The sequence below is a fragment of the Sphingomonas hengshuiensis genome (assembly GCF_000935025.1).
Classification (GTDB): domain Bacteria; phylum Pseudomonadota; class Alphaproteobacteria; order Sphingomonadales; family Sphingomonadaceae; genus Sphingomonas; species Sphingomonas hengshuiensis.
The window spans coordinates 2279213-2303069 of sequence record NZ_CP010836.1; the positions used below are offsets into that span (position 1 = coordinate 2279213).

The following is a 23857-nucleotide window of genomic DNA, read 5'->3' on the forward strand; positions in this document are numbered from 1 at the left end:
TCGTGAAATAGGCGATGTCCCCTCCCCTAGCCCCTCCCGCAAGCGGAAGGGGAACAGCGCAATCACCCCCCTCACGCCGCGCACTCCCGCGCGACCGCAACATCGTCGAACGCCAGCACCCGGTCACCCACGATCTGGCCCTGTTCATGCCCCTTGCCGGCCAGCAGCACGATGTCCTCCGATCCCGCCATCGCCACCGCAGCCGCAATCGCCGCGCGGCGGTCGCCGATCTCGGTCGCGTCAGGCGCGCCCTTCAGGATTTCGGCGCGGATCGCCGCCGGGTCCTCGCCGCGCGGGTTGTCGTCGGTGACGATCACCCTGTCCGCCCCCGCTGCCGCCGCCTGCCCCATCGGTTCGCGCTTGCCCCGGTCGCGGTCGCCGCCGGCGCCGAACATCAGGATCAGCCGCCCGCTGGTATGCGGCTTCAGCGCCGCGATCGCCGCCTCCAGCGCGTCCGGGGTATGCGCATAATCGACATAGACCGGCGCCCCCGCCTGGGTGATCGCCGCGCGCTCCAGCCGCCCGCGCACCGGCTGCAGCCGCGCCAGATTGGCGATCGTCGCCGCGACATCGCCGCCAGTCGCGATCACGAGCCCCGCGGCAGTCAGCGCGTTCGCCGCCTGATAGGCGCCGATCAGCGGCAGGTTGACCGTGTACACCTGTCCCTCCGCCTCGATCGTCAGCCCCTGCCCCAGCAAGGTCGGCTCGCGGCCGACCAGCCGCAGCGTCTCGCCATGCTCGCCGACCGTGACGAGCCGGTTACCGCGTGCGCGCGCCAGATCCTCGACGCGTGGCGAATTGGGATCGTCCGCCCACACCACCGCCGCGCCGTCCAGATCCAGCACATCGGCGAACAGCCGCAGCTTGGCGTGGAAATAGGCAGCCATGTCGCCATGATAATCGAGATGGTCGCGGCTGAGATTGGTGAACGCCGCCGCGCGCACCGGCAGACCCTCCGTCCGATACTGGGACAGGCCATGCGACGAAGCCTCGAACGCCAGATGCGTCACGCCTTCGCGCGCCAGCCCGGCGACGTTCGACAGGAAGGTGACGATGTCGGGCGTGGTCAGCCCGGTGCTCACCCGCTCGTCCGCAGTGGTGACGCCGAGCGTGCCGATCGACGCGGCGTGGAACCCTGCCATCCGCCAGAGCTGGCGCGTCATCTCGACCACCGATGTCTTGCCGTTGGTCCCGGTCACCGCGACCGCAATGCCCGGAAACGGCGCAAAGAATTGCGCCGCAAGCTGGGCGAATTTCTCGCGCGGATTGTCGTCGGCGATGTGGAGCGCGCCCTCGACCACCGCCCCCCGCCGCGCGACCACCGCGATCGCCCCGGCCTTCACGGCGGCGGGGATAAAGTCCTCGCCATTGACCTGCGTCCCCTGGAATGCGCCGAAGATCGTCCCCGGCGCCACCTTGCGATGATCGATCGCAAAGCCGGTGACGACGGCGCCCGCATCGCCGCCCGTGAGCGTGCCGAGCCTCATTCCGCGCCCTTTTTCGGCTTGGGGCCTTCCCAGATCATCGGGGTGAGGTCGCTGACGTCGATATCGCGCACGGTATCGGGCCGCACGCCCAGCATCGCGCCGGTGCGGTTGACGAGGCGGCTGACCACCGGTGCCACCGTCCAGGCGGCAGTGGTGAGGCCGAAGCTTTGGGCATTGCCCTTGGGTGAGTCGAGCATGGCAATCACCACATAGCGCGGCGCGTCGATCGGGAAAGCCGCCGCGAACGTAGAAACGTTGCGATGCTTGTCATACCCCCCGCCCGACGCCGCCTCGGCGGTGCCGGTCTTGCCGCCGATGCGATAGCCGATAGCCTCGCCCTTGCGCCCGGTGCCGCGCAGCACGATCAGCCGCAGCAGCTGGCGCATGCGCGCGCTCGTCGCCTCCGACATGACGCGAACGCCCGCAGCGGCCTTGCCCGGCTCGACCTTCAGCAAGGTGGTCGGGCGCAGGATGCCGCCATTGACCATCGCCGCATAGGCGTTGGCGAGATGCAGCGGGGTAACCGCGATGCCATGGCCATAGGCCGTCGTCATCACCGTGATCCGCCCCCAGGACGATGGCCAGAGCGGACGCGCGCCATCGGTCTCGATCGCCGGGCGCGTGTCGAAGCCGAGCTTGCGGTACATCGCCTGCAACCGCTCCGCACCGATCTCGTCCGCGATCCGCGCCGTGGCGATGTTGGACGAATAAATCAGCGTTTCGGGGATGTTGAGCCAGCGAAACTGCTCGTCGCCCGGATCGTCGTTGATCTTGAAACGCCCGACCTGAAGCGACTTGGTCGCATCGAAGCGCCGCGACATCGAAGTGACTACGCCCGTCTCGAGCCCCGCCGCCACCGCCAGCGGCTTGAAGGTCGATCCCAGCTCGTACACGCTTTGGGTCACGTTGTTGCGCGGCGGGATGCCAGCAATCGCATTGGGGTTGAAGCTGGGGAGCGACACCATCGCGACGATTTCCCCCGTCGCCACGTCGAGCATCACGCCCGCCGCGCCCTGCGCCTGGAATGCGGTCATCGCATTGCCCAGCTCGCTTTCCATCGCCGCCTGCACCCGCGCGTCGATCGACAGCGCTACCGGCTGGCCGCGCTGTGCCGGGTCGGCGAGCCGCGGTTCGAGCACCTTTTCCATGCCGGAGACGCCGCGCCCCTGGTCGTCGAGATAGCCCAGCACATGCGCCGCCATCCCCGATTGCGGGTACAACCGGTCGGGCTCGCGCTGGAACTCGATCGCGGGCTCGCCCAGCGCGTTTACGGCGTCGACCAGCTCGGGCATCGCCCGCCGCTTGAGATAGGCGAAGCTGCCCCCCGCGTTCAGCAGCGCATAATAGCGCGACGCCGGCTGATCGGGAATCAGCGCGGCGAGCTTCTGCGCCAGCTCGCCCTTGTCGGCGATGACCTTGTCGGGGTGGATCGCGATCGACCAGGCATCGATCGAGCGGGCGAGCGGCGCACCGTTGCGATCGACGATATCGCCGCGCACGGGCACCAGCGCGGCGGCAATGTCGCGCGCCGTCGCAGGCTCCGCCCACAGGGCGAGCAGCGCCAGCTTGCCGATGACGACGAGCATCCCGAAGCCGAACAGCAGCGACAGGATCATCAGCCGCACCTGCGCGACCGCGACTAGCGCCTGACGCCCGCCACCCGACCGGCGACGGCGCGCCGAAGGGGCGACGACGACGATCAACGGAGCGCCAGCTTCTCGCGCTTCGCCAGCTTTTGCAGGTCGTCGATCGTCGACGCGCTCAACACACCGCGCTCGACCATCGCCACTGCCTGGCGATCCGCCTTCTTCATCAGCTTGTGGAGTTCCCTGTCCTGCTGCGCCACTCTCTTTGCCGCGACGGCCTCACGCGGCGGCGTCTGGCCGGGATTGGGGCCCGGCGCCACTGTCGCTGCGGCAGTCTGCACCGGGGTCGCGGCGACCGGCACGACCAGCGACGCAACCTGCACGTCGGGCGTCTGGCCCAGGCTGGCGAGCGCGGACTCGCCCGCCAGATATTGCTCCGGCGCCGCCGGCGCGAGCGCCAGCCCCTCGCCGCCGCTCCAGCGTTCGAGCTGCACCAGATTGGCGCGCGTGTTGAATTCGGTTTCCAGCGACCGGATGTCCTTCTGCGCCTGAAGGATGGCATATTTGGTCGCGTTCAGCCGCGCCTGTTCGGCCGCGCCGTGCGAATTAACCAGATAGCATCCCGGTGCGATGATCGCGCCGCACAGGAACCACCCCAATCCGTTGAAGCTCTGCACTGCCATTACGCCATTCCTTCACTGGTCCACGGCGCCGCGCCGGTCCGCCGCGCGACGCGCAGCGTGGCCGAACGGGCGCGCGGGTTACGCGCTATCTCCGCCTCACTGGGCCGGACGGCCTTGGCGGGAGTCTCAAAACTTGGCTCGGCGCGGGGGCCGATCGCGGGGCGATGCCGCGATCCCGCAGGCTCGCTACCGCTGCGCTCACGCAGGAAGCGCTTGACCAGCCTGTCCTCCAGGCTGTGGAACGTCACCACGACCAGCCGCCCGCCGGGCGCCAGCACGCGCTCCGCCGCCGCCAGCCCCTCGGCCAGTTCGTCCAGCTCGCGGTTGATGAAGATGCGCACCGCCTGGAAGGTCCGCGTCGCCGGGTCCTTCTTGTCATGCGGCTTGTAGCCCAGCGCCTTGCGGACGACGTTCGCCAGTTCGCCGGTGCGCGTCAGCGGGCGCGCGCGCACGATCGCCCCGGCGACCCGGCGCGAGCGCGGCTCCTCGCCATATTGGTACAGCACGTCGGCGATCTCGGCTTCGTCGGCGCTGTTCAGCCATTCGGCGGCAGTCACCCCGTCGCCGCCCATCCGCATGTCCAGCGGGCCGTCCGACTGGAACGAGAAGCCGCGCTCGGCCTGGTCGAGCTGCATCGACGACACGCCGATGTCCATCGTCACGCCGTCGACGGGCACCAGGTCGCGCGCCACCAGTTCGGCCTCCAGCCGGCTGAACGGCGCCTCGATCAGGATCAGCCGCCCGTCCGCCGCGGCGACAAGGGTTTGGCCGCCTTCGATCGCATGGGGATCGCGGTCGAAAGCGGCCACCTCGGCACCCCGCTCGAGGATTGCGTTGGTGTATCCGCCCGCACCGAAGGTCGCGTCGATGTGGCGCTCGCCGGGCACGATGGCGAGCGCGTCGATCACTTCGTCGAGCAGCACGGGGATATGGGGCGCCGCGCTCATTTGCCCGCCGCCTTGGTCTGGAACAGATATTCGCAAATCTCGCGCAGACCCGGATCGGCGTTCTCGTCCTTCAGCAGCACTTCGGGCGCCCAGATTTCGAACGTCTCGCCCGATCCGGCGAAGAATGCCCAGTCGCCGATCTTTGCCTTCATGCGGAAAAAGGGCGGGAACACGAAGCGCCCGCTATCGTCGAACGGCGCCTTCTCTACCTGGCCAAAGGCACGGCGCTTGGCCCGGGTATCGGCCTCCTCACCGCGATCGGCGGCAAGCTGTTCCTTGCGGTCCAGGCGATCATATTTCTCCTTCGACCAGGCGAGGTCGTGCGCGGAGAGGCAGGCGTCATGGGGGTGCACGCCGACGACGATCTGGCGGACTTCGGAGTTACGCTCGACGGCGGCGCGCAGGTCGGCCGGAATCGCGACGCGACCCTTTTTGTCCACCGCCTGGAGCGCAAAACCTTCGAAGAGCTCCCTGTCTGCCAAAACCCTGACCCCAAAAGACGGGCACGCCTCCACCGTCTCCGGAAGCGCAGGTTTCCCGCGTGCATTCCCGGCTGCTCTGACGACGATGGATAGGGTCGTGCCCCCTTAAGCATCGTGTTTAATCACAGATGCGGCGGGGAAACAACGGGCGATTTGGGGATTTCAGGGGAATTACCCCCACAATCCGGCTCAAAATGACGATGTTAGTGGTTTGATTTTGCTTTGTTTATCATTTGTTCCTTCGCAATCGGGGTTCGCGGGGCACGGACTAGGGTCAATTCCTTAGGAGCAGGCGGCTGCGTCCACGCGCGCAGAAAGGAATGCGCACTGCAAATGCTGCCGGGCTTCGCAGCCTATCGATTGAAATGTGGCCGGTCCAGCGCCGCGGGCCACGGCGAATCGCGGAAATCCGGCGAGTCGCCGCAATCGGGGCGGGATTTAGCGGCCCGTGCTGTCGCCGCCGCCGACCGGCGTGTCGGTCGATCCGACGCTCGGCGCCACGCCCAATTCCGCCAGCGGCTCGTCCTTCTCGCGCGACACCGTCTTGCGGGCGGGGGCATCGGACAGGTTCGCGACGATATCGGCATTGGACGCGCCGACCGCGCTGACCGGCTCGTCGCGATTGGCCGAGCTGTACATCGCGCTGGCAAAGCCGATCAGCACCAGCACGAGGACGAGCCCGGTCATCCCGACGCGAACGCGCTGCATTGCCTGGGCTGGGTCCTGATGGATGTCCGACTTCATAGCTGTGGCATAAATGTAACGCATTACCGCGGGGTTGTCGACCCGCGCGCGCGCCGCCTATCGCGCGGCGAGCCATTCTGGCACGGGCAGTCCTTTGGCGGTCAGCCATTCGCGGTTGTACAGCGTCGAGAGATAGCGGAAGCCGGTGTCGCACAGGATCGTCGCGATCCGCTTGCCCGGCCCCAGTTGCCGCGCCAGCCGCACCGCACCCGCGACGTTGATCCCCGACGACAGCCCGAGGCACAGCCCCTCCTCGGACAACAGCCGCCGCACCCATTCGAGCCCCTCCTCGTCGGAGATGCGGAACTGGGTATCGACCGGTGCACCCTCCAGATTACCGGTGATCCGCCCCTGCCCGATGCCCTCGGCCACCGACGATCCCTCGGACTTCAACTCGCCATGCGCGTAGTAATCGTACAGCGCCGCGCCGTGCGGGTCGCTGAGCGCGATGCACACGCCCTCGTCCTTCGCCTTCAGCCCCAGCCCGACCCCGGCCAGCGTACCGCCGGTGCCGACCGCACAGGTGAAGCCGTCGATCCGACCCTCCATCTGCGCCCAGATTTCCTCGGCGGTGCCGGCGATATGCGCGCGGCGGTTGGCGATATTGTCGAATTGGTTCGCCCAGATCGCATTGGGGGTCTCCTCGGCGATCCGGCGGCTGGTGTGGACGAAATGGCCCGGGTTCGAATAGGGTGCGGCGGGGACCAGCACCAGTTCGGCGCCCAGCGCACGCAGCGTGTCCATCTTCTCGCGGCTCTGCGTCTCGGGCATGACGATGATCGTCTTGTACCCCTTGGCATTGGCGACGAGCGCCAGCCCGATGCCGGTGTTCCCCGCCGTACCCTCGACGATCGTCCCGCCCGGCGCGATCGCCCCGCGCTCCTCGGCGTCGCGCACGATGTACAGCGCCGCACGATCCTTGACCGACGCGCCCGGATTGGTGAATTCGCACTTGCCGTAAATGTCGCAGCCGGTCGCCTCGCTCGGCCCCTTCAGTCGGACGAGCGGGGTGTTGCCGATCAGGGCCAGCGTGTCGGATGTTGGATGCATGCTCCCTAGATAAGGCGCCGCCCCCCGCGACCGCAAGCAACCGCTGATAGCCGCATCCCAAGCGCTGCTTCGCCGCTATCGCTCCGCCACACCGGCACGGCGCAGATGCGGACCCAGCCGCCCGCCCAGCCACAGGAAGAACATCCGGTAATCCGAGACCAGCGACCAGAGCGGATAGGTGAAGGTCGCGGGGCGGTTTCGCTCGACCAGGAAATGCGCCGCCCAGGCAAAGCCATATCCGGCAAGAGGCACCAGCGCCCACCACCATCCCCCCGCCCGAAGCGCGACGGCGGCGAAGACGAAGGTGAGCGCAGTGCCCGCATAATGGATATGGCGCGTGCGGGGCAGCGCATGCTCGCGCAGATAATGGGGCCAGAAATCGGCGTAGCGGGTGATGGAACCTGCCATGGCGCAAGGCTATCTGGCAGCATGTCCATGCGCAAGCAGTCCTTCCCGCCGGTCATCGACGCCCATGTCCGCCTGCTCGTACTGGGCTCCTTGCCCGGCGACCGCTCGCTCGCGGCGGGCCGCTATTACGCGCACCCGCAGAACCAGTTCTGGCAGTTGATCTCCGCCGCGATCGACCGCGACATCGCCGCGCTGTCCTATCCCGATCGGCTCGCGGCATTGCTCGCCGCGCATGTCGGGCTGTGGGATGTCGTGGCGAGCGCGACCCGCAGCGGCAGCACCGACGCCGCGATCCGCGATGTCGAGGGGCACGACATCGCCGCGCTCGCCGCCGGCCTCCCCAACTTGCGCACGATCGCGTTCAACGGCGCGACCGCGTTCCGCCACGGCAGCCGCGCGCTGGGTGCCGATGCTGCGCGCTACACGCTGGTCGCGCTACCCTCCAGCAGCCCGCTGCACACCGTCGGGCTCGCCGCGAAACGCCCGGCCTGGGCCGCATTGCACGCCCATATCGACTGAGCCGAGCGCCTTAGCCCGCGCTGCTCTCCACGGCATTCGCGGGCGCGGGCGCATCGGGCTCGGCGGGCGCCGGTCCCGCACAGCCCGCGAACCCGCGCGGGCCGATCTTGATCTCGGCGGTCAGCGGTTGCGCCGCCCCTTTCTCGCCCGCGTCGCGACACGGCTCGGCGCGCAGCGTGATCGTCACCGGATCGCCCGCGGGAGTCTGGGTCGGAAAAGTCGCGCTTCCCGCCGCCAGCTTCGGGCTCACGGGATAAAAGTCGGTCGGCTCGCCCTGCCCCGACGAGAAATCGGTATAGACGATCGATCCCGGCGCGATGTCGATCGTCCAGAACGGCTCGGTCCCCGCCGCGCGAACCGGCTTGTTGAGATCGACTCCGCCCAGCATCGGTGGAGGCACCGGCTGCGGCGCGGCGCGATTGGCCTCCGCGGCCTCGTCCGCGCCCGAACCGCACCCGCCCAGCGCGAGCATCGCCGCCGCGACCAGCAAAGCGCGCATCCTCAAATTCCTCTCCAAAACAGGGGACGACAATCGTGCGGCGCGCAGGCGCTTGGGTCAAGCGTACCTCCACAATACGCAACAACCCGGGATCGGGGGTTCACCCCGGCGCAACGAGTGATAAGATACGCTGCGTCGCACAAGAATATTGTTATGTTATATCCCGAATCACGCTTGACGATTCTTACTGGCTTGAGGAAAAGCAGCCCCGTTATGAAAAAAGCCCCCGTTTTCTTCGCCGCCGTAGCGCTCTCTGCCCTGTCGGCATGTCAGAACAGCCCCGAGGAAGTGTCGAGCACCACGCCCGATCCGATGGCGTCGCAGCTTGCAAATGCCGCGCCTGTCGAGCTTCCGCCGGCGATCGCGTCCAGCGTTGCGCTGCGTTGCGGCGACAATTCGCTCGTCTATGTCGACTTCTTCAAGGGCGACAAGCAGGTCCAGGTCAAGACCGACAAGGCCGGCCCCGCGACCATGCTCAAGGCACCCGAAGCAGGCCAGCCGTTCGAGGCCGAAGGCGGCTTCAAGCTGACCGGCACGCCGAAGAACGTCAGCGTGACGCTCCCGGGCCAGCCGGCCAAGACCTGCCACGCCTGAACCGTCGCAGCGTTCGAGAAAACCCGGGCCGGCGGCATTCCCGCCGGCCCTTTTTCGTGCCAGCGTGACGCCTTCGGAGGAAGAAAGCCCATGGCCACGATCGCGATCTACAGCCTGAAAGGCGGCGTCGGCAAAACCACGCTCGCGGTCAACCTCGCCTGGGCATCGGCCACAGTGTCGGCGCGGCGGACCTTGTTATGGGATCTCGATCCACAGGCGGGCGCCACCTGGCTGCTGGGGGACAGCGGCGCAGGCGGCGACCAGGCACAGGCGATCTTCACGCGCGACGTACCGCCGGCAAAGCTCATCCGCGCCACCGCGATCCCGCAGCTGTCGCTGCTCCCCGCCGACCATTCGCTGCGCACGCTCGACCTAACCTTCCATGAGATGGACAAGAAGAAGCGGCTGGCCAAGCTGCTCCGCGACCTTGGCGACAGCTTCGACCGGGTATTGCTCGATTGCCCGCCCGGGCTGACCGAGACCAGCGAACAGGTGATGCGCGCCGCCGACCTGATCGTCGTGCCCGTCATCCCCTCCCCGCTTTCGACTCGCGCGTTCGAGGAAGTATCGGCGCATCTGGCGCGCAAGGGCGGGAAAGTCCCGCTGATGCCGGTGCATTCGATGGTCGACCGGCGCCGCAAGCTCCATGCCGAGGCGCTGGAGCGCAGCCCCGACTGGCCGGTCATCCCGATGGCGAGCGTGCTCGAATCGATGGCCGAGCGGCGGATGCCGGTCGGCGCCTTTGCGCCGCGCACTGCGGGGGCCCAGGCCTTTGCGGCGCTGTGGACTGCAATTGAACGCCGGCTGGCCGCGGCGCGTTGAGCCACGGATGAACGCACCGGCGCCCCCGCTCGAGGAAATCGATCCCAATCTGGTGCTGCGCGCCTATGCCATGGGCGTCTTCCCGATGGCCGATCACCGGTCCGCGTCGAGCGTCTATTGGGTCGAGCCGAAGCAGCGCGGGATCCTGCCGCTCAATGGCTTTCATTTGTCGCGGTCGCTGCGCAAGACGATCCTCGCCGACCGGTTCCGCGTCACGGTCGATACCGCGTTCGAGCGCACGCTGCTGCTCTGCGCCGAATCGGCGGCGGACCGGCCCGACACCTGGATCAGCGGCCCGATCGAACAGGTCTTTGTCGAACTGCACCGCCGCGGCTTCGCGCATTCGGTCGAATGCTGGGACGGCGATCGCCTTGCCGGCGGGCTGTACGGCCTCGCGCTCGGCCGCGCCTTTTTCGGCGAATCGATGGTCACGCGGGTCCGCGACGCATCGAAGGTCGCGTTCGCGCATCTCGTCGCGCGGCTGAAGGCCGGCGGGTTCACGCTGCTCGATTGCCAGTTCCAGACCGACCACCTCGAATCGCTCGGCGCGATCGAAGTGCCGCGCGACGATTATGTCGCGTTGCTGGGCGCCGCGCTCGGCGCTTCCTCGGCGGGGCTGTCGCTCGGCGCACCTTCGGTTTCGGGCGATTTCTTCGCGCTCGACGCATTACCGCCCCCGCCCGCGGGAGCATCGACCGTATCCGGCCCCCTGTCGCGGAAGGTCATCGCGCAGCTTTTGGGCCAGACGTCGTAGATGGGGTGCTGAATGACGTTGAGCGCCGGGCGCTCCTTGTACAGCCACCCCGAAAACACCCGCCGCCAGCTCTTATCGACCTGCATCACGTCGAGCTGGACGAAAGCGCCGGTGAGTTCGTCCGTTTCCCACGGCGCCGTGCGATCGCACGCGCGCAGCCGCACGATCACGTCGCCGATCCGCACCGCTTGGCCGGGCTTGAGCTTGAACTCGCGCGCTTCGCCGTTGCGCTTGTTGAGCAGGCCCAGCACGGCCTCGCGGTCCTTCATCGGCGTCGCGGCAGCCTCGATCGTGCTGCCGTCGGCGCCCACCGTCACGATATCGGAGCTTCCGGGGGCCGATGCGCCGCCCTTTCCGGTGATGACGATATCGTCGACCGAATTATTGCCGGCCTCGCCGCCCCCCGAACATGCGCCAAGTGCCAGCAGCAGCGCGGCTGCGGCAAAGCCGGCGCGCGGGGTCATGCGTCGGGGGTCCAGGCCTCGTAATCGCCGGTGGAACGTGCGCGATGCCCGCCCGCTTCGAGCGCGCCCGACGGACGATAGGCCGCGCGCGTGCCGGTCAGGTTCGGCTCGGCGGGCTTTTCCCAGATGCGCGCCGGCGGCAGCGACTGGTCGGGCACGGCGTCATGCTGGTGATGCAGCCAGCCGAACCATTCGGGGGGCACCCGGCTGGCGTCGGTCGCACCGTTATAGAGCACCCAGCGGCGCGGTATCCCGTTCGGATCGGTGCCGCCTTCGAAATAGAGGTTGCCCAAGGCATCCTCGCCAACCCGAGTCTTGCCGCGACGGCCGAGCCAGGTGCCGAAGGTGGAGCCGTTCCACCAGGTGAAGATCGGAAAAGGGAGTCCCATGCGCGCCGATTAGCGACCCGCGCGAAGCGAGGCAATCGCTATCCGCGCCGCGACCCCGCTCACCGGCCCTGCCCCTGCCCCTGCCATGTCACCTTGTCGCCCGGCGCGATTCCCAGCTCGCCCGCCTTGCCGCCGTTGATCTCCAGCACCGCGCCCACCGGCTCGCCCGATTTCACCGGGGTTTCGGAGAAGGGGATCGTGTTTTCGGCGATCGTGGCGATCGTCCCGTCGGGGCGGATGAACACGATGTCGAGCGGGCTCGGGGTGTTCTTCATCCAGAAGCTCGCCTCGCGCGGCGGACCGCCATCGGCGGGATAGGGGGTGAAGATCATGCCGCCATCGGCGGGCAGGTTGGTCCGGAACATCAGCCCGCGTTCCTGCTCGGCGGGCGTCCGCGCCACTTCGACATTGAACTGGCGAGTCGCCCCGCCCGCGGTGCGGATCGACACCGCCAGCTTTGCCGGGGCCTGCGCTTCAGCCGCATTTGCGCCGGCATCCCCCTTGCACGCAGCGGACAAGAGCAATCCCGCGGCGGCAAGCGCCACGCCAAACCTGCGCATCCCGAACATCGCCTTCAGCCGATCCTTTCGACCGCCACGGCGAGCGGTCCCTTTTCGCCATCGACGATGCGCGCCTGCAAGGGCTGGCCGGGTTCGACTTCCTCGATCTCGGCGCGGCGCAACGTCTCCATATGGACGAATATATCGGACGAGTCCGATCCGCGCACCAGAAAACCATAGCCCTTCAGGCGATTGAACCATTTGACGGTCACCGCTTCGAACGGCCCGGCGGTCGAGATCATCTTGACACGGTCGGCGCGGTCGCCCGGGCGCTTGGGCAATTCGACGGCTTCGGTCAGGTCGATCGAGACGATCTCGCGCGCCTGATAGCCGCGCTGGCGCTTGACGGCGATGCACTCGACCCGCGCACCTTCGGGCAGGCTGCGGCGGCCATGGTCCTGCAGGACCGTGAAATGAATCAGGATATCGCCTCCGATCCCGTCATCGGCGACCAGGAAACCAAAACCCCGCGTCACGTCGAACCATTTGACGGTTCCCGTGACGGCTATTCCTTCCTGATCACCCCCGTCGGCCCCTTCCGAACCCCGCGCGCTCCCGGCGTCGAAACCATGCCCCCCGGCCTGTTCCCCCGCCTGCTCTCCGTTTCGCGACCCGGAATGTGCGACTGCAAAGTGATTGGACGCAAGCTGTGTCTCAGCACGCATTTTTTCTTTCCCCCAAGCAACTACGTTATCACATAGTTTCGCAAAAGTGGAATTGGTTTATGCGATTCGGCAACTGCGCTGCTAAGCAGCAAAATCAGCGTCTTCGCCCGGCGCCATCGCGACAATGCGCCGCGAGAGTGTCATCGAATGGCCCGCGCGGAGCATCGCCGCGAGCTGCTTTTGCCGCTGCGCACGATCCCCTGCTTCAAGCGCGAACGGACCGATCCGCCGCCGCCGCGCAAAGGTGAGCGCCGCGGCCTCGGCATCGGCCTCCACCGCGGGGGCCACTGCGGCGGCATCCGCATCCTCCACCCCCGCATGGCGAAGCGCCTCCGCGACCCGGCGCGCGCCAAGACCGCGCCGCCCCATCGCCCCGGCCTTGGCCTCGGCATAGAGCCGGTCGTCGACATAGCCGCGATCGGCCATGCGCTGCGCCACCCCCTCGACGTCCGGCGGGGCATCGCCATCCCACCCCCGCTCGCGCACCTTGCGCCGCAGATAGTCCCCCAATCGGCCCCGGGTGGTCGCAAAACGCTCGACATAGCGCAGCGCGAACCGCTCCAGATCGGAGGGGGTCAACGGGGCGAGCGGGGAACGGTGTCTGGCCATGCGCCATGATTGTGCCACAGTGGCAACCGATTTTGAACGACAGTGCGTAGCAGAGCCGATCGCATTTAATGCGTTGTGGGGGCACAACGGCCTGATACACCCAGGGGCACGAGAAAAAGAATGGATTTGGACGTTACGGGATCGCTCGAGAAACAGGCGGAGGGTGAGGCGGAAACGCTGGCTGCGACTCCGACCGACGACACGCTCCCCCGCCGGCTCGCGGACTTCGCGACGCTGGGTGACGCCTTGGAATATGCGGCACAGGGCGTTCGCGGCCTCAATTTCCACGACGCGCGCGGCACGCTGACTCGCGCCTATTCCTTTGCGGAGCTGCGCGAGGATGCGTGCGTCCAGGCGCGCCGGCTGATCGCGACGGGCGTCCAGCCGCGCGACCGCATTGCGCTGATCGCCGAAACCGGCGCCGAATTCGCGGCGCTGTTCTTTGGCGTGGTCTATGCCGGCGCCTGGCCGGTGCCGCTCCCGCTGCCGACCAGCTTCGGCGGCGCGCAAAGCTATATCGACCAGCTCAAGGTCCAGCTCGACAGCTGCGATCCGACGATGCTGATCTACCCGCCCGAAATCGGCGCGATGTGCGCAGAGGCGGCGCGGATCGCCGGAGTCGAGGGCGTCGACTGGGTGACCTTCGCCGATCGTCCCGCCCCGGCGGTGACGCTGCCGGAGGCGCAGACCGACGACATCGCCTATCTGCAATATTCCAGCGGCTCGACGCGCTTCCCGCACGGCGTCGCGATCACGCACAACGCGCTGCTCAACAATCTCGCGGCGCACAGCCACGGGATGAATGTCGGCGAGGGCGATCGCTGCGTGTCGTGGCTCCCCTGGTATCACGACATGGGTCTGGTCGGGTGCCTGCTCTCGGTGGTCGCCAACCAGGTCTCGACCGATTATCTCAAGACCGAGGATTTCGCCCGCCGCCCGCTGGCGTGGCTCGACCTGATCAGCCGCAATCCGGGCACCACCCTCTCCTATTCGCCGACCTTCGGCTACGATATCTGCGCGCGCCGCATGTCGAGCCAGACCAAGGCGAGCGACCGCTTCGACCTCAGCCGCTGGCGCGTCGCGGGCAATGGCGCCGACATGATCCGCCCCGACGTGATGCAGTCTTTCGTCGATGCCTTCGCCGATGCCGGGTTCAAGGCGACGGCGTTCCTCCCCAGCTATGGCCTGGCCGAGGCGACGCTGGCGGTGTCGATCATGCCCCCGGGCGAAGGCATCGTCGTCGAGTTGGTCGAGGAAACCCAGCTTTCGGGCGCTACCTCGCGCGCCGATCGCCCGCAACGGTTCCGCGCGATCGTAAATTGCGGCAAGCCCGCGCGCGACATGGTGATCGAAATCCGTGAGGAAGACGGCACCCCGCTCCCCGAAAAGGCGATCGGCAAAGTGTGGTGCAAGGGCCCGTCGGTGATGGTCGGCTATTTCCGCGACCAGGAATCGACCGATGCCTGCCTCGTCGACGGCTGGCTCGACACCGGCGACATGGGCTATCTGTCCGACGGCTATATCTATATCGTGGGCCGCGCCAAGGACATGATCATCATCAACGGCCGCAACCACTGGCCGCAGGATATCGAATGGGCCGTGGAGCAGCTCCCTGGCTTCAAGCAGGGCGACATCGCCGCCTTCGCGATCACCACGCCGGGCGGCGAAGAGACGCCCGCAGTGCTCGTCCAGTGCCGCACCTCGGACGAGAGCGAGCGCGTCCGCCTGCGCAACGAAATCCGTGAGCGCGTCCGCTCGGTCACGGGCATGAACTGCGTGATCGAACTGGTGCCTCCGCGCACGCTGCCGCGCACCAGCTCGGGCAAGCTCAGCCGGGCCAAGGCGCGCAACCTGTACCTGACCGGCGAGATCAAGCCCTACGATATCGCGGCCTGAACGCGTCCGGGCGGAGCGGCCAAATATTGTCGTTCCGCCCGCGAACCTAACCTCTCGCTAACCTGCCCCGGCTATCGTCGGCGCCGTGACACGGCAGACGTCCTCGCAATTTGCCCGCCCGCGCATCGATGCCCGCGCATTGCTGGGGCTGTACGATCCCGCGGATACCACCGATTGGGGCCCGATCCGTGCCGCGCAGCTGCACGCCGGGCGCCAGCTCGCGCTGTTCATGCTCGCCGCCAATCTGGTCGGCGCGTCGCTGATCACGCTCGTCCTCGCCCCCGTCGCCCCGCTCTGGGCGCTGGCGAGCTGGGGCGCGGTCGCCGCCGCAGTCGCGTGCGCCGTCGCGTTTCGCCGGCTGTCGAAGCGCCACCGCACCGCGATCAGCGCGCCGCTGGGCGACGTTCGCGACACACTTCTGGACGGCATTGCATTGGGCGCGGTGTGGTCGATCCCGCCGCTCGGCTTCGGCCATCTGGCGAACACGGACATCGTGCTGGGGCTTTGGACGATCCTGTCGCTGCTGATGACGGCCTCTGCCGTCGCGATGGCCGCGCTCCCGCTGGCGACGATCCTGTTCGTGGGGATCGTCGGCACCTCGGTGACGGCGATGCTCGCGCTTGCCGGCGCGCCCGTCCTGGCCGGCGCGGCGGCGCTGTTCACGGTGCTGCTCGGGATCGCCACCTTTGGCCGCGGCAAGGCATTGGTCGTCATCCGCGCCGGCGAGATCGCGATCGCCGAGCGCGACGAGACCGTCAGCCTGTTGCTGCGCGAGACCGAAGACGCCGGCGCCGACTGGCTGTGGGAGATCGACGCGCAACGCCGCGTCAGCCGCGCCAATCCGCGCTTCGCGCTGTCGCTGGGCATCGATCCGAAGCAGATGAACGGCATGCCCTTCCTCCAGGTGCTCGCCGGCCCGACCTGGGAAGGCGGCGATTTCGCCCCCGGCCTGCGCGACCTCGCCGACACGCTGCGCAAGCGCGAGGCGTTTCGCGACCTGCGGCTCCCGGTGATCGTCGAGGGCGAGGAGCGCTGGTGGGAGATGTCGGCCTCGCCGCGCCACGACGAAAAGGGAATTTTTATCGGGTTTCGCGGCGTTGGCTCCGACATCACCGAAGCGCGCCGTTCCACCGACAAGATCCACCGGATGGCGCGGTTCGACGGCCTCACCGGGCTCCCCAACCGGCTGCTGATCAACGAGACGCTGGCGCAGGCGATGGCCGATGCCGAGAAATGGAGCGCGCGCTGCGCCTTCATGATGATCGACCTGGATCGGTTCAAGGCGGTCAACGACACGCTGGGCCATCCGATCGGCGACCGGTTGCTCGGCCGCGTCTCCGAACGGCTCAAGACGCTGATGTCGGACAATGAGATGATCGGGCGGCTCGGCGGCGATGAATTCGCAGTGGTGGTTCACGACGCCACCGATACCGCGCGTACCGAGCGGCTGGCGCAGACGATCATCGATACCCTGTCCAAGCCCTATGAAGTCGACCAGCATACGTTGTACATCGGCTGCTCGGTCGGGCTGGCGATCGGGCCGCGCGACGGGCGCACCGCGGAGATGCTGATTCGCTCGGCCGATCTCGCTTTGTATCGCTCGAAGGATGCCGGCGGCGGCGTATTCCACACCTATGAGCCCCAGCTCCACATGGCGGCCGAAGAACGCCGCGTGCTCGAGATCGCGCTGCGCAATGCCGTCGAAATCGGCCAGTTCCATCTACATTATCAGCCGGTGGTCAGCGCGAGCGACGGCGCGCTGACGGGGTTCGAGGCGCTGCTGCGATGGACGCACCCCGAAATGGGCCCGATTTCCCCGGCCAAGTTCGTGCCGCTGGCGGAGGATGCCCGGCTGATCGCGCCGATCGGCGAGTGGGTGCTGCGCACCGCCTGCGCCGAGGCCGCGCTCTGGGACCTGCCGATGCGCGTTGCCGTGAACGTCAGCCCCGAGCAGCTCTACAACCCCGCCTTTGTTGGCATCGTCGCCCGCGCGCTCGCCGACTCGGGGCTCCCGCCCGACCGGCTCGAGCTCGAAATGACCGAAAGCGTGTTCATGCGCGAAGGCACCGCGGCGGTGCAGGTGCTCGAAAAGATCCTCGGCCTCGGCATCCGGCTCAGCCTTGACGATTTCGGGACCGGCTATTCGTCGCTGGGCTATCTGGCGCGGACGCGATTCAGCACGATCAAGATCGACCGCAGCTTCGTCCAGAGCGCGTCGCGGGGCGCGAAGGAAGCGACGGCGATCATCCGCGCGGTAGTCGCGCTCGCGCAGAGCCTGGAGATGGCCACCACTGCCGAGGGCGTCGAGACCGAGGAGGAGTATCAGCTGGTCCGAACGCTGGGCTGCACCAAGATCCAGGGCTATTATTTCAGCCGCCCGCTTCCCCTCCAAGAGGCGCGCGCGCTCACGATGCGCCCGGTAACCGGCAGCGTCGCCGCCTGACCCAGCGCACGCGCCGGCTCAACCCTCGCGCAGCAGCCGCAGGTCGGCAGCGCGAACCCGGACGATATCGCCCTCGGCGCCTCCCCGACCAATCACCCGCAGCGCCGCGAGCTGGATGCGGTGCATGTGATGGTTGAGGATGCTGTCCACGATCTGGCCCGAGCGCAGCGAATGCCCCGATAGCGCCGCAAGCGTGGACAGCGCGATGCGGACCCGCCACTCGCGCCGATCGACCGTCGCCATCGCGAACTCGACCAGGCTTTCCGGTGCGAGCGGGACGATTTCCGGCGGCGCGGCGCGCGCCGAGCCGGGGTCGATAACGTTGTGAAGCACTTTTTCCACCAGGAGCTGCGATCCGCCCCCGTCTTCGCACCGCCGCGCGCGCTGGCAACCGCGGTGCTACCCGTTTTGACGCTCGGTAGGCACCTGTCGCGATTTTGTGGCCGTTCGGGGCGTCCGCCCGAATCGCACGGGGTCCGGGCTTCCCTTCAGATAGGCGCTGCCCGGGTCGTCGAACGGAAATCCGGCAGCGGCGACTCGGTCCAGAACCCGCCGGATATTGCCGTGGCTCTCGGTGCTCGTCGCGACCGAGTCCGGCAGGTTGAGCCAGTCCTGCGAAAACACCAGGCCTTCGCGGCGACGCACGATACGACCCGCCGCGATCAGCGCCGCGATCTTGCGGCGCACGGTGCTTTCGGGGATGCCCAGCACGCGGCCCAGCACGCTGGCGCGGACCGGCAAATGGTACGTCTCCGGCACGCGGCTCGTCTGGTCGGCATAGCGCGTCGCGAGCACCGGGTCGCACGCATAGTCGCGCGTGTTCGCCGACACGATCGTCGAGTAGATCGTCAGTTCGCTCCAATCCTGATACAAATCGCGATTGCTGTGCGTGACCGCCAGCATCAGGTCGATCGCGGCCTGCACCCCGCGCTGGGGCAGATAGGCGATGTCGCGGCGCTGGCGCGGAAGCGGAATGCCGAGCGTGTCGAGATCCTCGACGAACCGAACGAAATGATCGTGCGTCGCCGCGGTCAGCGCCGGCATCGGCGGCAACGCCACGCTGTCCGGCGAGACGATGAAGCCGTCCGGAGTGCGCAGGCACAGCCCACGCTCCGTGAGCGCAATGACGTGCCGCCGCACGGTTTCATACGGCCGCGCGAGCGAACCGGCCAGCGCGTGCATCGAGATCGGCACGGCTTGCGCGCCCGCATAGCCGACCGTCCCCGCCATCGACTGGCGCGCGATCAGCGTGAAGATCACGAATCGGTCCAGGTCCCCGTCGAACGCGCGGACTCCGTGGGCAACGATTCCGGTCTGCATCCGCGCCAGCAGGCGCGTCATCAAGCGTATCGGAGGCAGTTTCGCCTCCCCCTTCAGCGTCATGGGCGACACATCGTCCTCTACTCGCCGCCATCGCGCGTCTTCCTTGCATAGGGCCCGGAAGATGCGAGTCTCGCGACGGGCAGCGATTATGCGGGAGCCGACGCGCAACTGCAACATTGGCCGGCATGGCGCCGAGGGGCGAGGCGCGGCTGCTTGTACCAAAACGGGTCCGGTAAATGTCCCGCATCGCGGGTCTTGCTTTCTGACCGGGCGGGCCATACTAGCCTGTCCCGCGTAGGGGCGTAGCTCAGTTGGTTAGAGCGTCGGTCTCCAAAACCGAAGGCCCTCGGTTCGAATCCGAGCGCCCCTGCCATTTCGGACCCATGGTGTTTTTGCTGCGCCGCCTGTCTTCGCCGGCGGCGTCCCTGGCCCGCATATCAGGCGTGCGCGGCTCGTAACGCACGGGGAAGCAGGAACAGCATCGTCGCGGCGATCATGCCGCCGATGCTCATCGCCAAGGACACCGTGAGGAGCGTGCTGCCGCTCGCGAAAAGGGCGCCGGCGACCACGGGCCCGATCGCCGATCCGCCGCGGCCGATCCCGATGACGAAGCCGGTCCCGCTCGCCCTTAGCGCCGCGGGATAGGCCTGCGCCAGGATCGGATACATGCCGACTACGCCCGCATTGATGAAGAAGGCCGCCAGCGCCGCCGACACCGAGAGCTTGAGAAGATCGTGGAAGCCGAGTCCGAATAGGGAGATGGCCGCTACTCCGGCCAGCATTGCCGCGATGACCAGCGGCCGCAGTGCGTAGCGCTGCGCCGCGAGCCCGATCGCGACGGCTCCGGCCAGATTGCCGACATTGGCGGCAACCAGAACGCGACCGGCCGAGGCCTGGTCGAAGCCCATGTCGACCACGATCTTCGGGATCCATTTCTGGACATAATAGAAAAACATGATCTGCGCGAAATAGGCGACGGTGAGCAGCGCCGTTATGCCGGCGTAGCGTCGAGAGAACAACGTCAGTAGCGACGGCTTCTCGATGTGCGCGGGCGGCGGAGGCAGATGCTCGATCGCCGGGCGGGCAAGGCGGGCCAGGGTCGCGTTCACGCGCGTCACGGCATCCGGTCGCCGCCGCGCGATCAGCGAGTCGATCGACTCCGGGAGCAGTAAATAGGCCAGCGGCAGCGCCACGCAGGTTGCGATCGCGCCGAAGAGGAACACCGAACGCCAGTCGCCGGTGCCCGCCAGCAGCGCCGATGCGACCAGCCCGCCAAGGATCGCGCCGGTCGAATATCCCGCGATGTTGAGCGACACGTTCAGCCCGCGACGACGGTCGTTCGAGAATTCAGCGACCATCGCGCTGGTCGAGGAGAGCATCCCGCCAATGCCCAGCCCGGTGAACAGCCGAGCCGCGGACAGCAGCTGGATATCCCCCGCACCCCAGGCAGCGATCATGCCGATCGCCATCACCACCAGGCAACCGAGGATCGTCGGGCGTCGGCCGATGCGATCGGCGACGTTGCCGATCAACACCGATCCCACCGCCATCCCGAACAGCTCCATCGACAGCAGCAGGCCAAGCATCGCCTTGTCGATCCCCCATTCCAGCGCGATACCGGGCGCCGCAAAGCTGATCGCCAGCACATCGAATCCGTCGAGAGCGTTGAGCGCGATGCACATGGCGACCACCGCAATCTGCGCGGCGCGCATGGGTTCGGCGGCGATCGCCGCGCGGGGATCCTGCGTCATGGGGCTCCTCTTGTGTTCGGCCCGCGCCGCTTCGGGCCGGGCCGATAGGCATTCAGCGCGAGGCGGCGAGCGCCTTCAGGCGGCGGTGCAGCAGCGCCGCGGTCTCGGCCCGCCGCTCGAGGCAGCGCGATACCGGCCCGACCACCACGATCGACAGCCGCCGCCCGGTATAGGGCATGGGAAGCGCGACGCCGGCGAGATCGGGGGTATATTCGGCATTGCTCTGATGCCAGCCGCGCGCCTCCGCCTCGGCCAGCTCGGCCTCGACGCGTGCCGCGGTCATTGGCGTGGTCGCCGAATAGCCGGTGAAGTCGATGCGGCGGTACAATGTCTGGCGTTCCTCCGCGCTCATCTGCGCGAGCAGCGCGCGTCCCGCCGAGCTGGCATGGATCGGGACCCGATCGCCGACGCGCGCGAAATAGCGGACCGGCTGGCGCGATTCCGCCACGTCGACGAACATCGCATGGGTCCCGGCCGGGGCCGAGATCGCCACTGTCTCGCCGCTCTCCTGCATCACGTCGCGGATCAGCGGCCCGAGTTCCGCCGGCAGCGGATCGGCCTGCGACACCTTCTCCGCCAGTTCGAGCCAGCGCGGGCTGGGATAATGGCCGCCGCGCGGCAGCGGCTCGTAGAGATAGCCCATCGACGCCAGCGTACCGACCAGCTTGAACGTGCTCGAACGCGGCCAGCCGAGCGCATCGGCGATCTCGGAGGCGTTGGCGGGCCGCTGGCGTTCGGCGAAGAATTCGAGGATCTGCAGCGCATTGGCCGCCTGGCGAACGATCATGGTTCGAGTTGTATGGCCTAAGCGCGGCCCCGGCAACAGCGTCGCGCGCACCTGCCTGGGACCTGCGCATCGTCAGCGCGCCGTGAAGCCGCCATCGACCGGCAATGCCACGCCGGTGACGAAGCTTGCCTCGTCCGAGGCGAGCCACAGCACGGCGTCGGCCACCTCGCCCGGCTTGACCAGTCGCCCCAGCGGCACTGCGGCGACGATCCTGGCTTCGTTGGCGGCGGCCTCGGCAGGATCGCCGCTGCGGCCGGTGAAACCCAGCTTCATCGGCGTGTCGGTGAGCCCCGGGCACACCACGTTGACCCGGATATTGTCGGGCGCCAGCGCCAGCGCCAGCGATTTGGCGAGGCCGACCACCCCCCATTTCGCCGCCGAGTAGATCGGGCTCATCATCGAGCCGACCAGCCCGGAGATCGACGAAGTGAAGATGATCGCGCCGCCGCCGCGGGCGCGCATGTGCGGCGCGACCTGCCCGGCGCCAAGAACGGCGGAGGTGATATTGAGGTCGATCGCCTTTTGATAGGCGACGAGATCGAGAGTCTCGACCGAAGCCGGTCCGGGCATCCCGGCATGCGCCCAGAGGATATCGGCACCGCCGAGCGCCGCCACTGCCTGGTCGATGCTGCCGCGCGCGCCCTCGGGTGTCGAGAGGTCGGCGGCGATCGGAGTGATACGGTCGGCCCCGAATTCGGCGACGAGCGCGTCGAGCGCCGCCGGATCGATGTCGATCGCTGCGACCTGCGCGCCTTCGCGCACGAAACGCTCGACCCCTGCCCGGCCCATGCCCGAAGCCGCCGCGGTGACGATCGCCAGCCTGCCCTGAAGGCGCATTCTACTCTCCTTAATTCGCAAAGGGATCGGCGAACTTGCCGGTGGTGGAGATCACGGTCGTGCGCGTCTCCAGATAGGAATCGAGCGCCTCGACGCCGTTCTCGCGGCCCCAGCCGCTGGTCTTGACCCCGCCATAGGGCGTGGACCAGCGGATGTAGCGATAGGTGTTGACCCAGACCATGCCGGCTTCGATCCGGTTGGCGACGCGGTGGGCGCGCCCGACATCGCCGGTCCACAACCCCGCAGCGAGGCCGTAAGGCGTGCCATTGGCGATCGCCACCGCCTCGTCCTCGCCGTCGAACGGGATGATCGCCGCGACGGGGCCGAAAATCTCCTCCTGCGCGATCCGCATCTGCGGTGCCACGCCGGCGAACACCGTGGGTTCGACGAAATAGCCGCCGGCAAAACCCTCGCGGTCGATACGCCCGCCGCCAGCGACCAATTCAGCTCCCTCGTCGCGGCCGATATCGACATAAGACAGCGTCTTGGCGAGCTGCTCGGCATGCGCCTGCGGGCCCATATGCGTGGCCGGGTCCATCTGGTTGCCGACGCGGACGCGGCCTGCGTTGCGGCGGAACGCCTCGACGACGCGGTCATAGACCGGGCGCTCGACGAGCACGCGGCTGCCGAGCGCGCAGCTCTGGCCGCACAATGCCCAGGCGGAGCCGGTGGCCGCGTTGACTGCATTCTCGATATCGGCGTCCGCAAAGATGATATGCGGCGCCTTGCCGCCAAGCTCGAAGCTGAAGCGCTTGAGCGTGTCGGCGCCGGTCTTGAGGATCGTCTTGGCGGTCGCGCCCTCACCGGTGAAGGCGATCTTGTCGACGTCGGGATGGGCGACGAGACGCGCGCCGGCGACAGGACCATCCCCAGGGACGACATTGACCACGCCGGGCGGAAATCCGGCCTGCTCGAACAAATGCGCGAGCGCCAGCGAGGAGGCCGGGGTCTGCTCGGCGGGCTTGAGGACGACGGTACACCCCGCCGCGAGCGCCGGCCCCAATTTCCACGTCGCCGCCATCAGCGGCACGTTCCACGGAGTGATCGTACCGACCACGCCGACCGGCAGCCGCGAGGTGAAGGCGTGGACGCTGTCGTCCATCGGGATCGTCCGCCCATCCGCCTTGTCGGCGAGCGAGGCGAACCAGTGCCAATATTGCGGATGGAGCCCGATATCGCCGCGCGATTCGCGGATCGCGCGGCCATTGTCGCGCGACTCTACCTGCGCCAGCGCCTCGACCTGCGTGGCGTAAAGCTCCGCGAACTTGCGCAAGAGCCCTGCCCGCTCCCACGGCGCCATCTTACGCCACGGCCCCTCGAATGCAGCGCGCGCCGCGGCCACCGCGCGATCCACATCCCGCACACCGCCAAAAGCGACCTGCGTCCAAGGCTGGCCCGTCGCGGGGTCGATGCTGTCGCGCAGCCCACCGTCGATCGGCGCGACCCACTCGCCTCCGATGAACAGGCGATCGAAGCGGAACTCGGCCATCGACATCTCTCTCACTTTTAGTCTCTATATATGGACATAATAGTCCTCATGTGGGAACTTGAGTCAAGA

The 23857-nt window shown here is 67.8% G+C and carries 25 protein-coding genes, 1 tRNA gene and 1 pseudogene; 7 read left to right on the forward strand and 20 right to left on the reverse strand.

Annotation, left to right across the window (positions count from 1 at the left end):
• Positions 1-71: 71 nt before the first annotated feature.
• The 8 genes from TS85_RS10070 to TS85_RS10105 all read right to left on the reverse strand — a co-directional run bounded on the left by TS85_RS10070 (position 72) and on the right by TS85_RS10105 (position 7387).
• Positions 72-1487: a UDP-N-acetylmuramoyl-L-alanyl-D-glutamate--2,6-diaminopimelate ligase gene (locus tag TS85_RS10070; RefSeq protein WP_044331974.1), complete on the reverse strand. Its 1416-nt coding sequence runs from the start codon at positions 1485-1487 to the stop codon at positions 72-74.
• Complete coding sequence (locus tag TS85_RS10075) at positions 1484-3190, reverse strand: peptidoglycan D,D-transpeptidase FtsI family protein (protein WP_044331977.1); 1707 nt, start codon at positions 3188-3190, stop codon at positions 1484-1486. The genes TS85_RS10070 and TS85_RS10075 overlap by 4 nt, the downstream gene beginning before the upstream one ends.
• Positions 3187-3756, reverse strand: a complete 570-nt coding sequence (locus TS85_RS10080; RefSeq protein ID WP_044331981.1) for a hypothetical protein — start codon at positions 3754-3756, stop codon at positions 3187-3189. The genes TS85_RS10075 and TS85_RS10080 overlap by 4 nt, the downstream gene beginning before the upstream one ends.
• A complete protein-coding gene (gene rsmH, locus TS85_RS10085) occupies positions 3756-4703 on the reverse strand; it encodes a 16S rRNA (cytosine(1402)-N(4))-methyltransferase RsmH (protein WP_044331982.1) in 948 nt (315 codons plus the stop codon). Before rsmH ends, TS85_RS10080 begins: the two co-directional genes overlap by 1 nt.
• Positions 4700-5185, reverse strand: a complete 486-nt coding sequence (locus TS85_RS10090; RefSeq protein ID WP_044331984.1) for a division/cell wall cluster transcriptional repressor MraZ — start codon at positions 5183-5185, stop codon at positions 4700-4702. Before TS85_RS10090 ends, rsmH begins: the two co-directional genes overlap by 4 nt.
• Before the next feature lie 438 nt (positions 5186-5623).
• On the reverse strand, positions 5624-5929 hold the full coding sequence (locus TS85_RS10095; RefSeq protein ID WP_044331986.1) for a hypothetical protein: 306 nt from the start codon (positions 5927-5929) through the stop codon (positions 5624-5626).
• A 57-nt stretch (positions 5930-5986) separates the two neighbouring features.
• On the reverse strand, positions 5987-6979 hold the full coding sequence (locus TS85_RS10100; protein ID WP_044331987.1) for a cysteine synthase A: 993 nt from the start codon (positions 6977-6979) through the stop codon (positions 5987-5989).
• A 75-nt stretch (positions 6980-7054) separates the two neighbouring features.
• Positions 7055-7387 (reverse strand): DUF962 domain-containing protein, encoded by a 333-nt coding sequence (locus TS85_RS10105; RefSeq protein WP_044331988.1) that lies wholly within the window; start codon positions 7385-7387, stop codon positions 7055-7057.
• A 21-nt stretch (positions 7388-7408) separates the two neighbouring features.
• Here TS85_RS10105 and TS85_RS10110 point away from each other — a divergent pair, with 21 nt between their 5' ends.
• Positions 7409-7906: a DNA-deoxyinosine glycosylase gene (locus tag TS85_RS10110; protein ID WP_227698748.1), complete on the forward strand. Its 498-nt coding sequence runs from the start codon at positions 7409-7411 to the stop codon at positions 7904-7906.
• A gap of 10 nt (positions 7907-7916) precedes the next feature.
• Here the strand turns inward: TS85_RS10110 and TS85_RS10115 are convergent, their stop codons facing one another.
• Positions 7917-8405, reverse strand: a complete 489-nt coding sequence (locus TS85_RS10115; RefSeq protein WP_052507830.1) for a hypothetical protein — start codon at positions 8403-8405, stop codon at positions 7917-7919.
• Between the two features lie 213 nt (positions 8406-8618).
• Between TS85_RS10115 and TS85_RS10120 the strand changes: the two genes are divergently transcribed.
• The 3 genes from TS85_RS10120 to aat all read left to right on the forward strand — a co-directional run bounded on the left by TS85_RS10120 (position 8619) and on the right by aat (position 10575).
• Positions 8619-8999 (forward strand): hypothetical protein, encoded by a 381-nt coding sequence (locus tag TS85_RS10120; protein ID WP_044331992.1) that lies wholly within the window; start codon positions 8619-8621, stop codon positions 8997-8999.
• A 90-nt stretch (positions 9000-9089) separates the two neighbouring features.
• On the forward strand, positions 9090-9821 hold the full coding sequence (locus TS85_RS10125) for a ParA family protein (protein ID WP_044331993.1): 732 nt from the start codon (positions 9090-9092) through the stop codon (positions 9819-9821).
• A gap of 7 nt (positions 9822-9828) precedes the next feature.
• Positions 9829-10575 carry a leucyl/phenylalanyl-tRNA--protein transferase gene (gene aat, locus TS85_RS10130; RefSeq protein ID WP_044331994.1) on the forward strand — a complete coding sequence of 249 codons (747 nt, stop codon included), beginning with the start codon at positions 9829-9831 and terminating at the stop codon, positions 10573-10575.
• 35 nt (positions 10576-10610) lie between these two features.
• On the opposite strand, the pseudogene TS85_RS24620 reads toward aat, so the two are convergent.
• From TS85_RS24620 to TS85_RS10155, 5 genes and pseudogenes are all read right to left on the reverse strand, one after another.
• Positions 10611-11039, reverse strand: a pseudogene (locus tag TS85_RS24620) (DUF2155 domain-containing protein); the annotation flags it as partial.
• On the reverse strand, positions 11036-11428 hold the full coding sequence (locus tag TS85_RS10140) for an NADH:ubiquinone oxidoreductase subunit NDUFA12 (RefSeq protein WP_044331995.1): 393 nt from the start codon (positions 11426-11428) through the stop codon (positions 11036-11038). The pseudogene TS85_RS24620 and the gene TS85_RS10140, both read right to left, overlap by 4 nt.
• Before the next feature lie 59 nt (positions 11429-11487).
• Complete coding sequence (locus tag TS85_RS10145; protein WP_077228824.1) at positions 11488-11988, reverse strand: DUF192 domain-containing protein; 501 nt, start codon at positions 11986-11988, stop codon at positions 11488-11490.
• A gap of 14 nt (positions 11989-12002) precedes the next feature.
• The gene (locus tag TS85_RS10150) at positions 12003-12653 is read right to left on the reverse strand and encodes a cold-shock protein (protein WP_077228549.1); all 651 of its coding nucleotides are present in this window, start codon (positions 12651-12653) and stop codon (positions 12003-12005) included.
• Positions 12654-12734: 81 nt separating this feature from the next.
• Complete coding sequence (locus TS85_RS10155) at positions 12735-13262, reverse strand: regulatory protein RecX (protein ID WP_044331996.1); 528 nt, start codon at positions 13260-13262, stop codon at positions 12735-12737.
• A 120-nt stretch (positions 13263-13382) separates the two neighbouring features.
• Between TS85_RS10155 and TS85_RS10160 the strand changes: the two genes are divergently transcribed.
• Complete coding sequence (locus tag TS85_RS10160; protein WP_044331997.1) at positions 13383-15158, forward strand: fatty acyl-AMP ligase; 1776 nt, start codon at positions 13383-13385, stop codon at positions 15156-15158.
• Positions 15159-15243: 85 nt separating this feature from the next.
• Positions 15244-17601, forward strand: coding sequence for a putative bifunctional diguanylate cyclase/phosphodiesterase (locus tag TS85_RS10165; protein ID WP_044331998.1), 2358 nt, complete (start codon positions 15244-15246; stop codon positions 17599-17601).
• 18 nt (positions 17602-17619) lie between these two features.
• Here the strand turns inward: TS85_RS10165 and TS85_RS10170 are convergent, their stop codons facing one another.
• Both TS85_RS10170 and TS85_RS10175 read right to left on the reverse strand, forming a co-directional pair.
• A complete protein-coding gene (locus TS85_RS10170; protein WP_044331999.1) occupies positions 17620-17943 on the reverse strand; it encodes a hypothetical protein in 324 nt (107 codons plus the stop codon).
• Between the two features lie 57 nt (positions 17944-18000).
• Positions 18001-18942: a hypothetical protein gene (locus TS85_RS10175; RefSeq protein ID WP_155006362.1), complete on the reverse strand. Its 942-nt coding sequence runs from the start codon at positions 18940-18942 to the stop codon at positions 18001-18003.
• Between the two features lie 278 nt (positions 18943-19220).
• Between TS85_RS10175 and TS85_RS10180 the strand changes: the two genes are divergently transcribed.
• A tRNA-Trp gene (locus TS85_RS10180) sits at positions 19221-19297 on the forward strand.
• Positions 19298-19361: 64 nt separating this feature from the next.
• On the opposite strand, the gene TS85_RS10185 is transcribed toward TS85_RS10180, so the two are convergent.
• From TS85_RS10185 to TS85_RS10200, 4 genes are all read right to left on the reverse strand, one after another.
• Complete coding sequence (locus tag TS85_RS10185) at positions 19362-20675, reverse strand: MFS transporter (RefSeq protein WP_044332001.1); 1314 nt, start codon at positions 20673-20675, stop codon at positions 19362-19364.
• Between the two features lie 52 nt (positions 20676-20727).
• Positions 20728-21462 (reverse strand): IclR family transcriptional regulator, encoded by a 735-nt coding sequence (locus TS85_RS10190; RefSeq protein WP_044332002.1) that lies wholly within the window; start codon positions 21460-21462, stop codon positions 20728-20730.
• 72 nt (positions 21463-21534) lie between these two features.
• A complete protein-coding gene (locus tag TS85_RS10195; protein ID WP_044332003.1) occupies positions 21535-22299 on the reverse strand; it encodes an SDR family NAD(P)-dependent oxidoreductase in 765 nt (254 codons plus the stop codon).
• Between the two features lie 10 nt (positions 22300-22309).
• Positions 22310-23788 carry an aldehyde dehydrogenase gene (locus TS85_RS10200; protein ID WP_227698749.1) on the reverse strand — a complete coding sequence of 493 codons (1479 nt, stop codon included), beginning with the start codon at positions 23786-23788 and terminating at the stop codon, positions 22310-22312.
• Positions 23789-23857 lie beyond the last annotated feature (69 nt).

Coding starts and splice junctions, on each gene's coding strand:
- TS85_RS10070 (WP_044331974.1), bottom strand. CDS start 1,487: ATGAGGCTCGGCACGCTCACGGGCGGCGATGCGGGCGCCGTCGTCACC.
- TS85_RS10080 (WP_044331981.1), bottom strand. CDS start 3,756: ATGGCAGTGCAGAGCTTCAACGGATTGGGGTGGTTCCTGTGCGGCGCG.
- rsmH (WP_044331982.1), bottom strand. CDS start 4,703: ATGAGCGCGGCGCCCCATATCCCCGTGCTGCTCGACGAAGTGATCGAC.
- TS85_RS10095 (WP_044331986.1), bottom strand. CDS start 5,929: ATGAAGTCGGACATCCATCAGGACCCAGCCCAGGCAATGCAGCGCGTT.
- TS85_RS10100 (WP_044331987.1), bottom strand. CDS start 6,979: ATGCATCCAACATCCGACACGCTGGCCCTGATCGGCAACACCCCGCTC.
- TS85_RS10105 (WP_044331988.1), bottom strand. CDS start 7,387: ATGGCAGGTTCCATCACCCGCTACGCCGATTTCTGGCCCCATTATCTG.
- TS85_RS10110 (WP_227698748.1), top strand. CDS start 7,409: ATGTCCATGCGCAAGCAGTCCTTCCCGCCGGTCATCGACGCCCATGTC.
- TS85_RS10115 (WP_052507830.1), bottom strand. CDS start 8,405: ATGCGCGCTTTGCTGGTCGCGGCGGCGATGCTCGCGCTGGGCGGGTGC.
- TS85_RS10120 (WP_044331992.1), top strand. CDS start 8,619: ATGAAAAAAGCCCCCGTTTTCTTCGCCGCCGTAGCGCTCTCTGCCCTG.
- TS85_RS10125 (WP_044331993.1), top strand. CDS start 9,090: ATGGCCACGATCGCGATCTACAGCCTGAAAGGCGGCGTCGGCAAAACC.
- aat (WP_044331994.1), top strand. CDS start 9,829: ATGAACGCACCGGCGCCCCCGCTCGAGGAAATCGATCCCAATCTGGTG.
- TS85_RS10140 (WP_044331995.1), bottom strand. CDS start 11,428: ATGGGACTCCCTTTTCCGATCTTCACCTGGTGGAACGGCTCCACCTTC.
- TS85_RS10145 (WP_077228824.1), bottom strand. CDS start 11,988: ATGCGCAGGTTTGGCGTGGCGCTTGCCGCCGCGGGATTGCTCTTGTCC.
- TS85_RS10150 (WP_077228549.1), bottom strand. CDS start 12,653: ATGCGTGCTGAGACACAGCTTGCGTCCAATCACTTTGCAGTCGCACAT.
- TS85_RS10155 (WP_044331996.1), bottom strand. CDS start 13,262: ATGGCCAGACACCGTTCCCCGCTCGCCCCGTTGACCCCCTCCGATCTG.
- TS85_RS10160 (WP_044331997.1), top strand. CDS start 13,383: ATGGATTTGGACGTTACGGGATCGCTCGAGAAACAGGCGGAGGGTGAG.
- TS85_RS10175 (WP_155006362.1), bottom strand. CDS start 18,942: ATGACGCGCCTGCTGGCGCGGATGCAGACCGGAATCGTTGCCCACGGA.
- TS85_RS10185 (WP_044332001.1), bottom strand. CDS start 20,675: ATGACGCAGGATCCCCGCGCGGCGATCGCCGCCGAACCCATGCGCGCC.
- TS85_RS10190 (WP_044332002.1), bottom strand. CDS start 21,462: ATGATCGTTCGCCAGGCGGCCAATGCGCTGCAGATCCTCGAATTCTTC.
- TS85_RS10195 (WP_044332003.1), bottom strand. CDS start 22,299: ATGCGCCTTCAGGGCAGGCTGGCGATCGTCACCGCGGCGGCTTCGGGC.
- TS85_RS10200 (WP_227698749.1), bottom strand. CDS start 23,788: ATGGCCGAGTTCCGCTTCGATCGCCTGTTCATCGGAGGCGAGTGGGTC.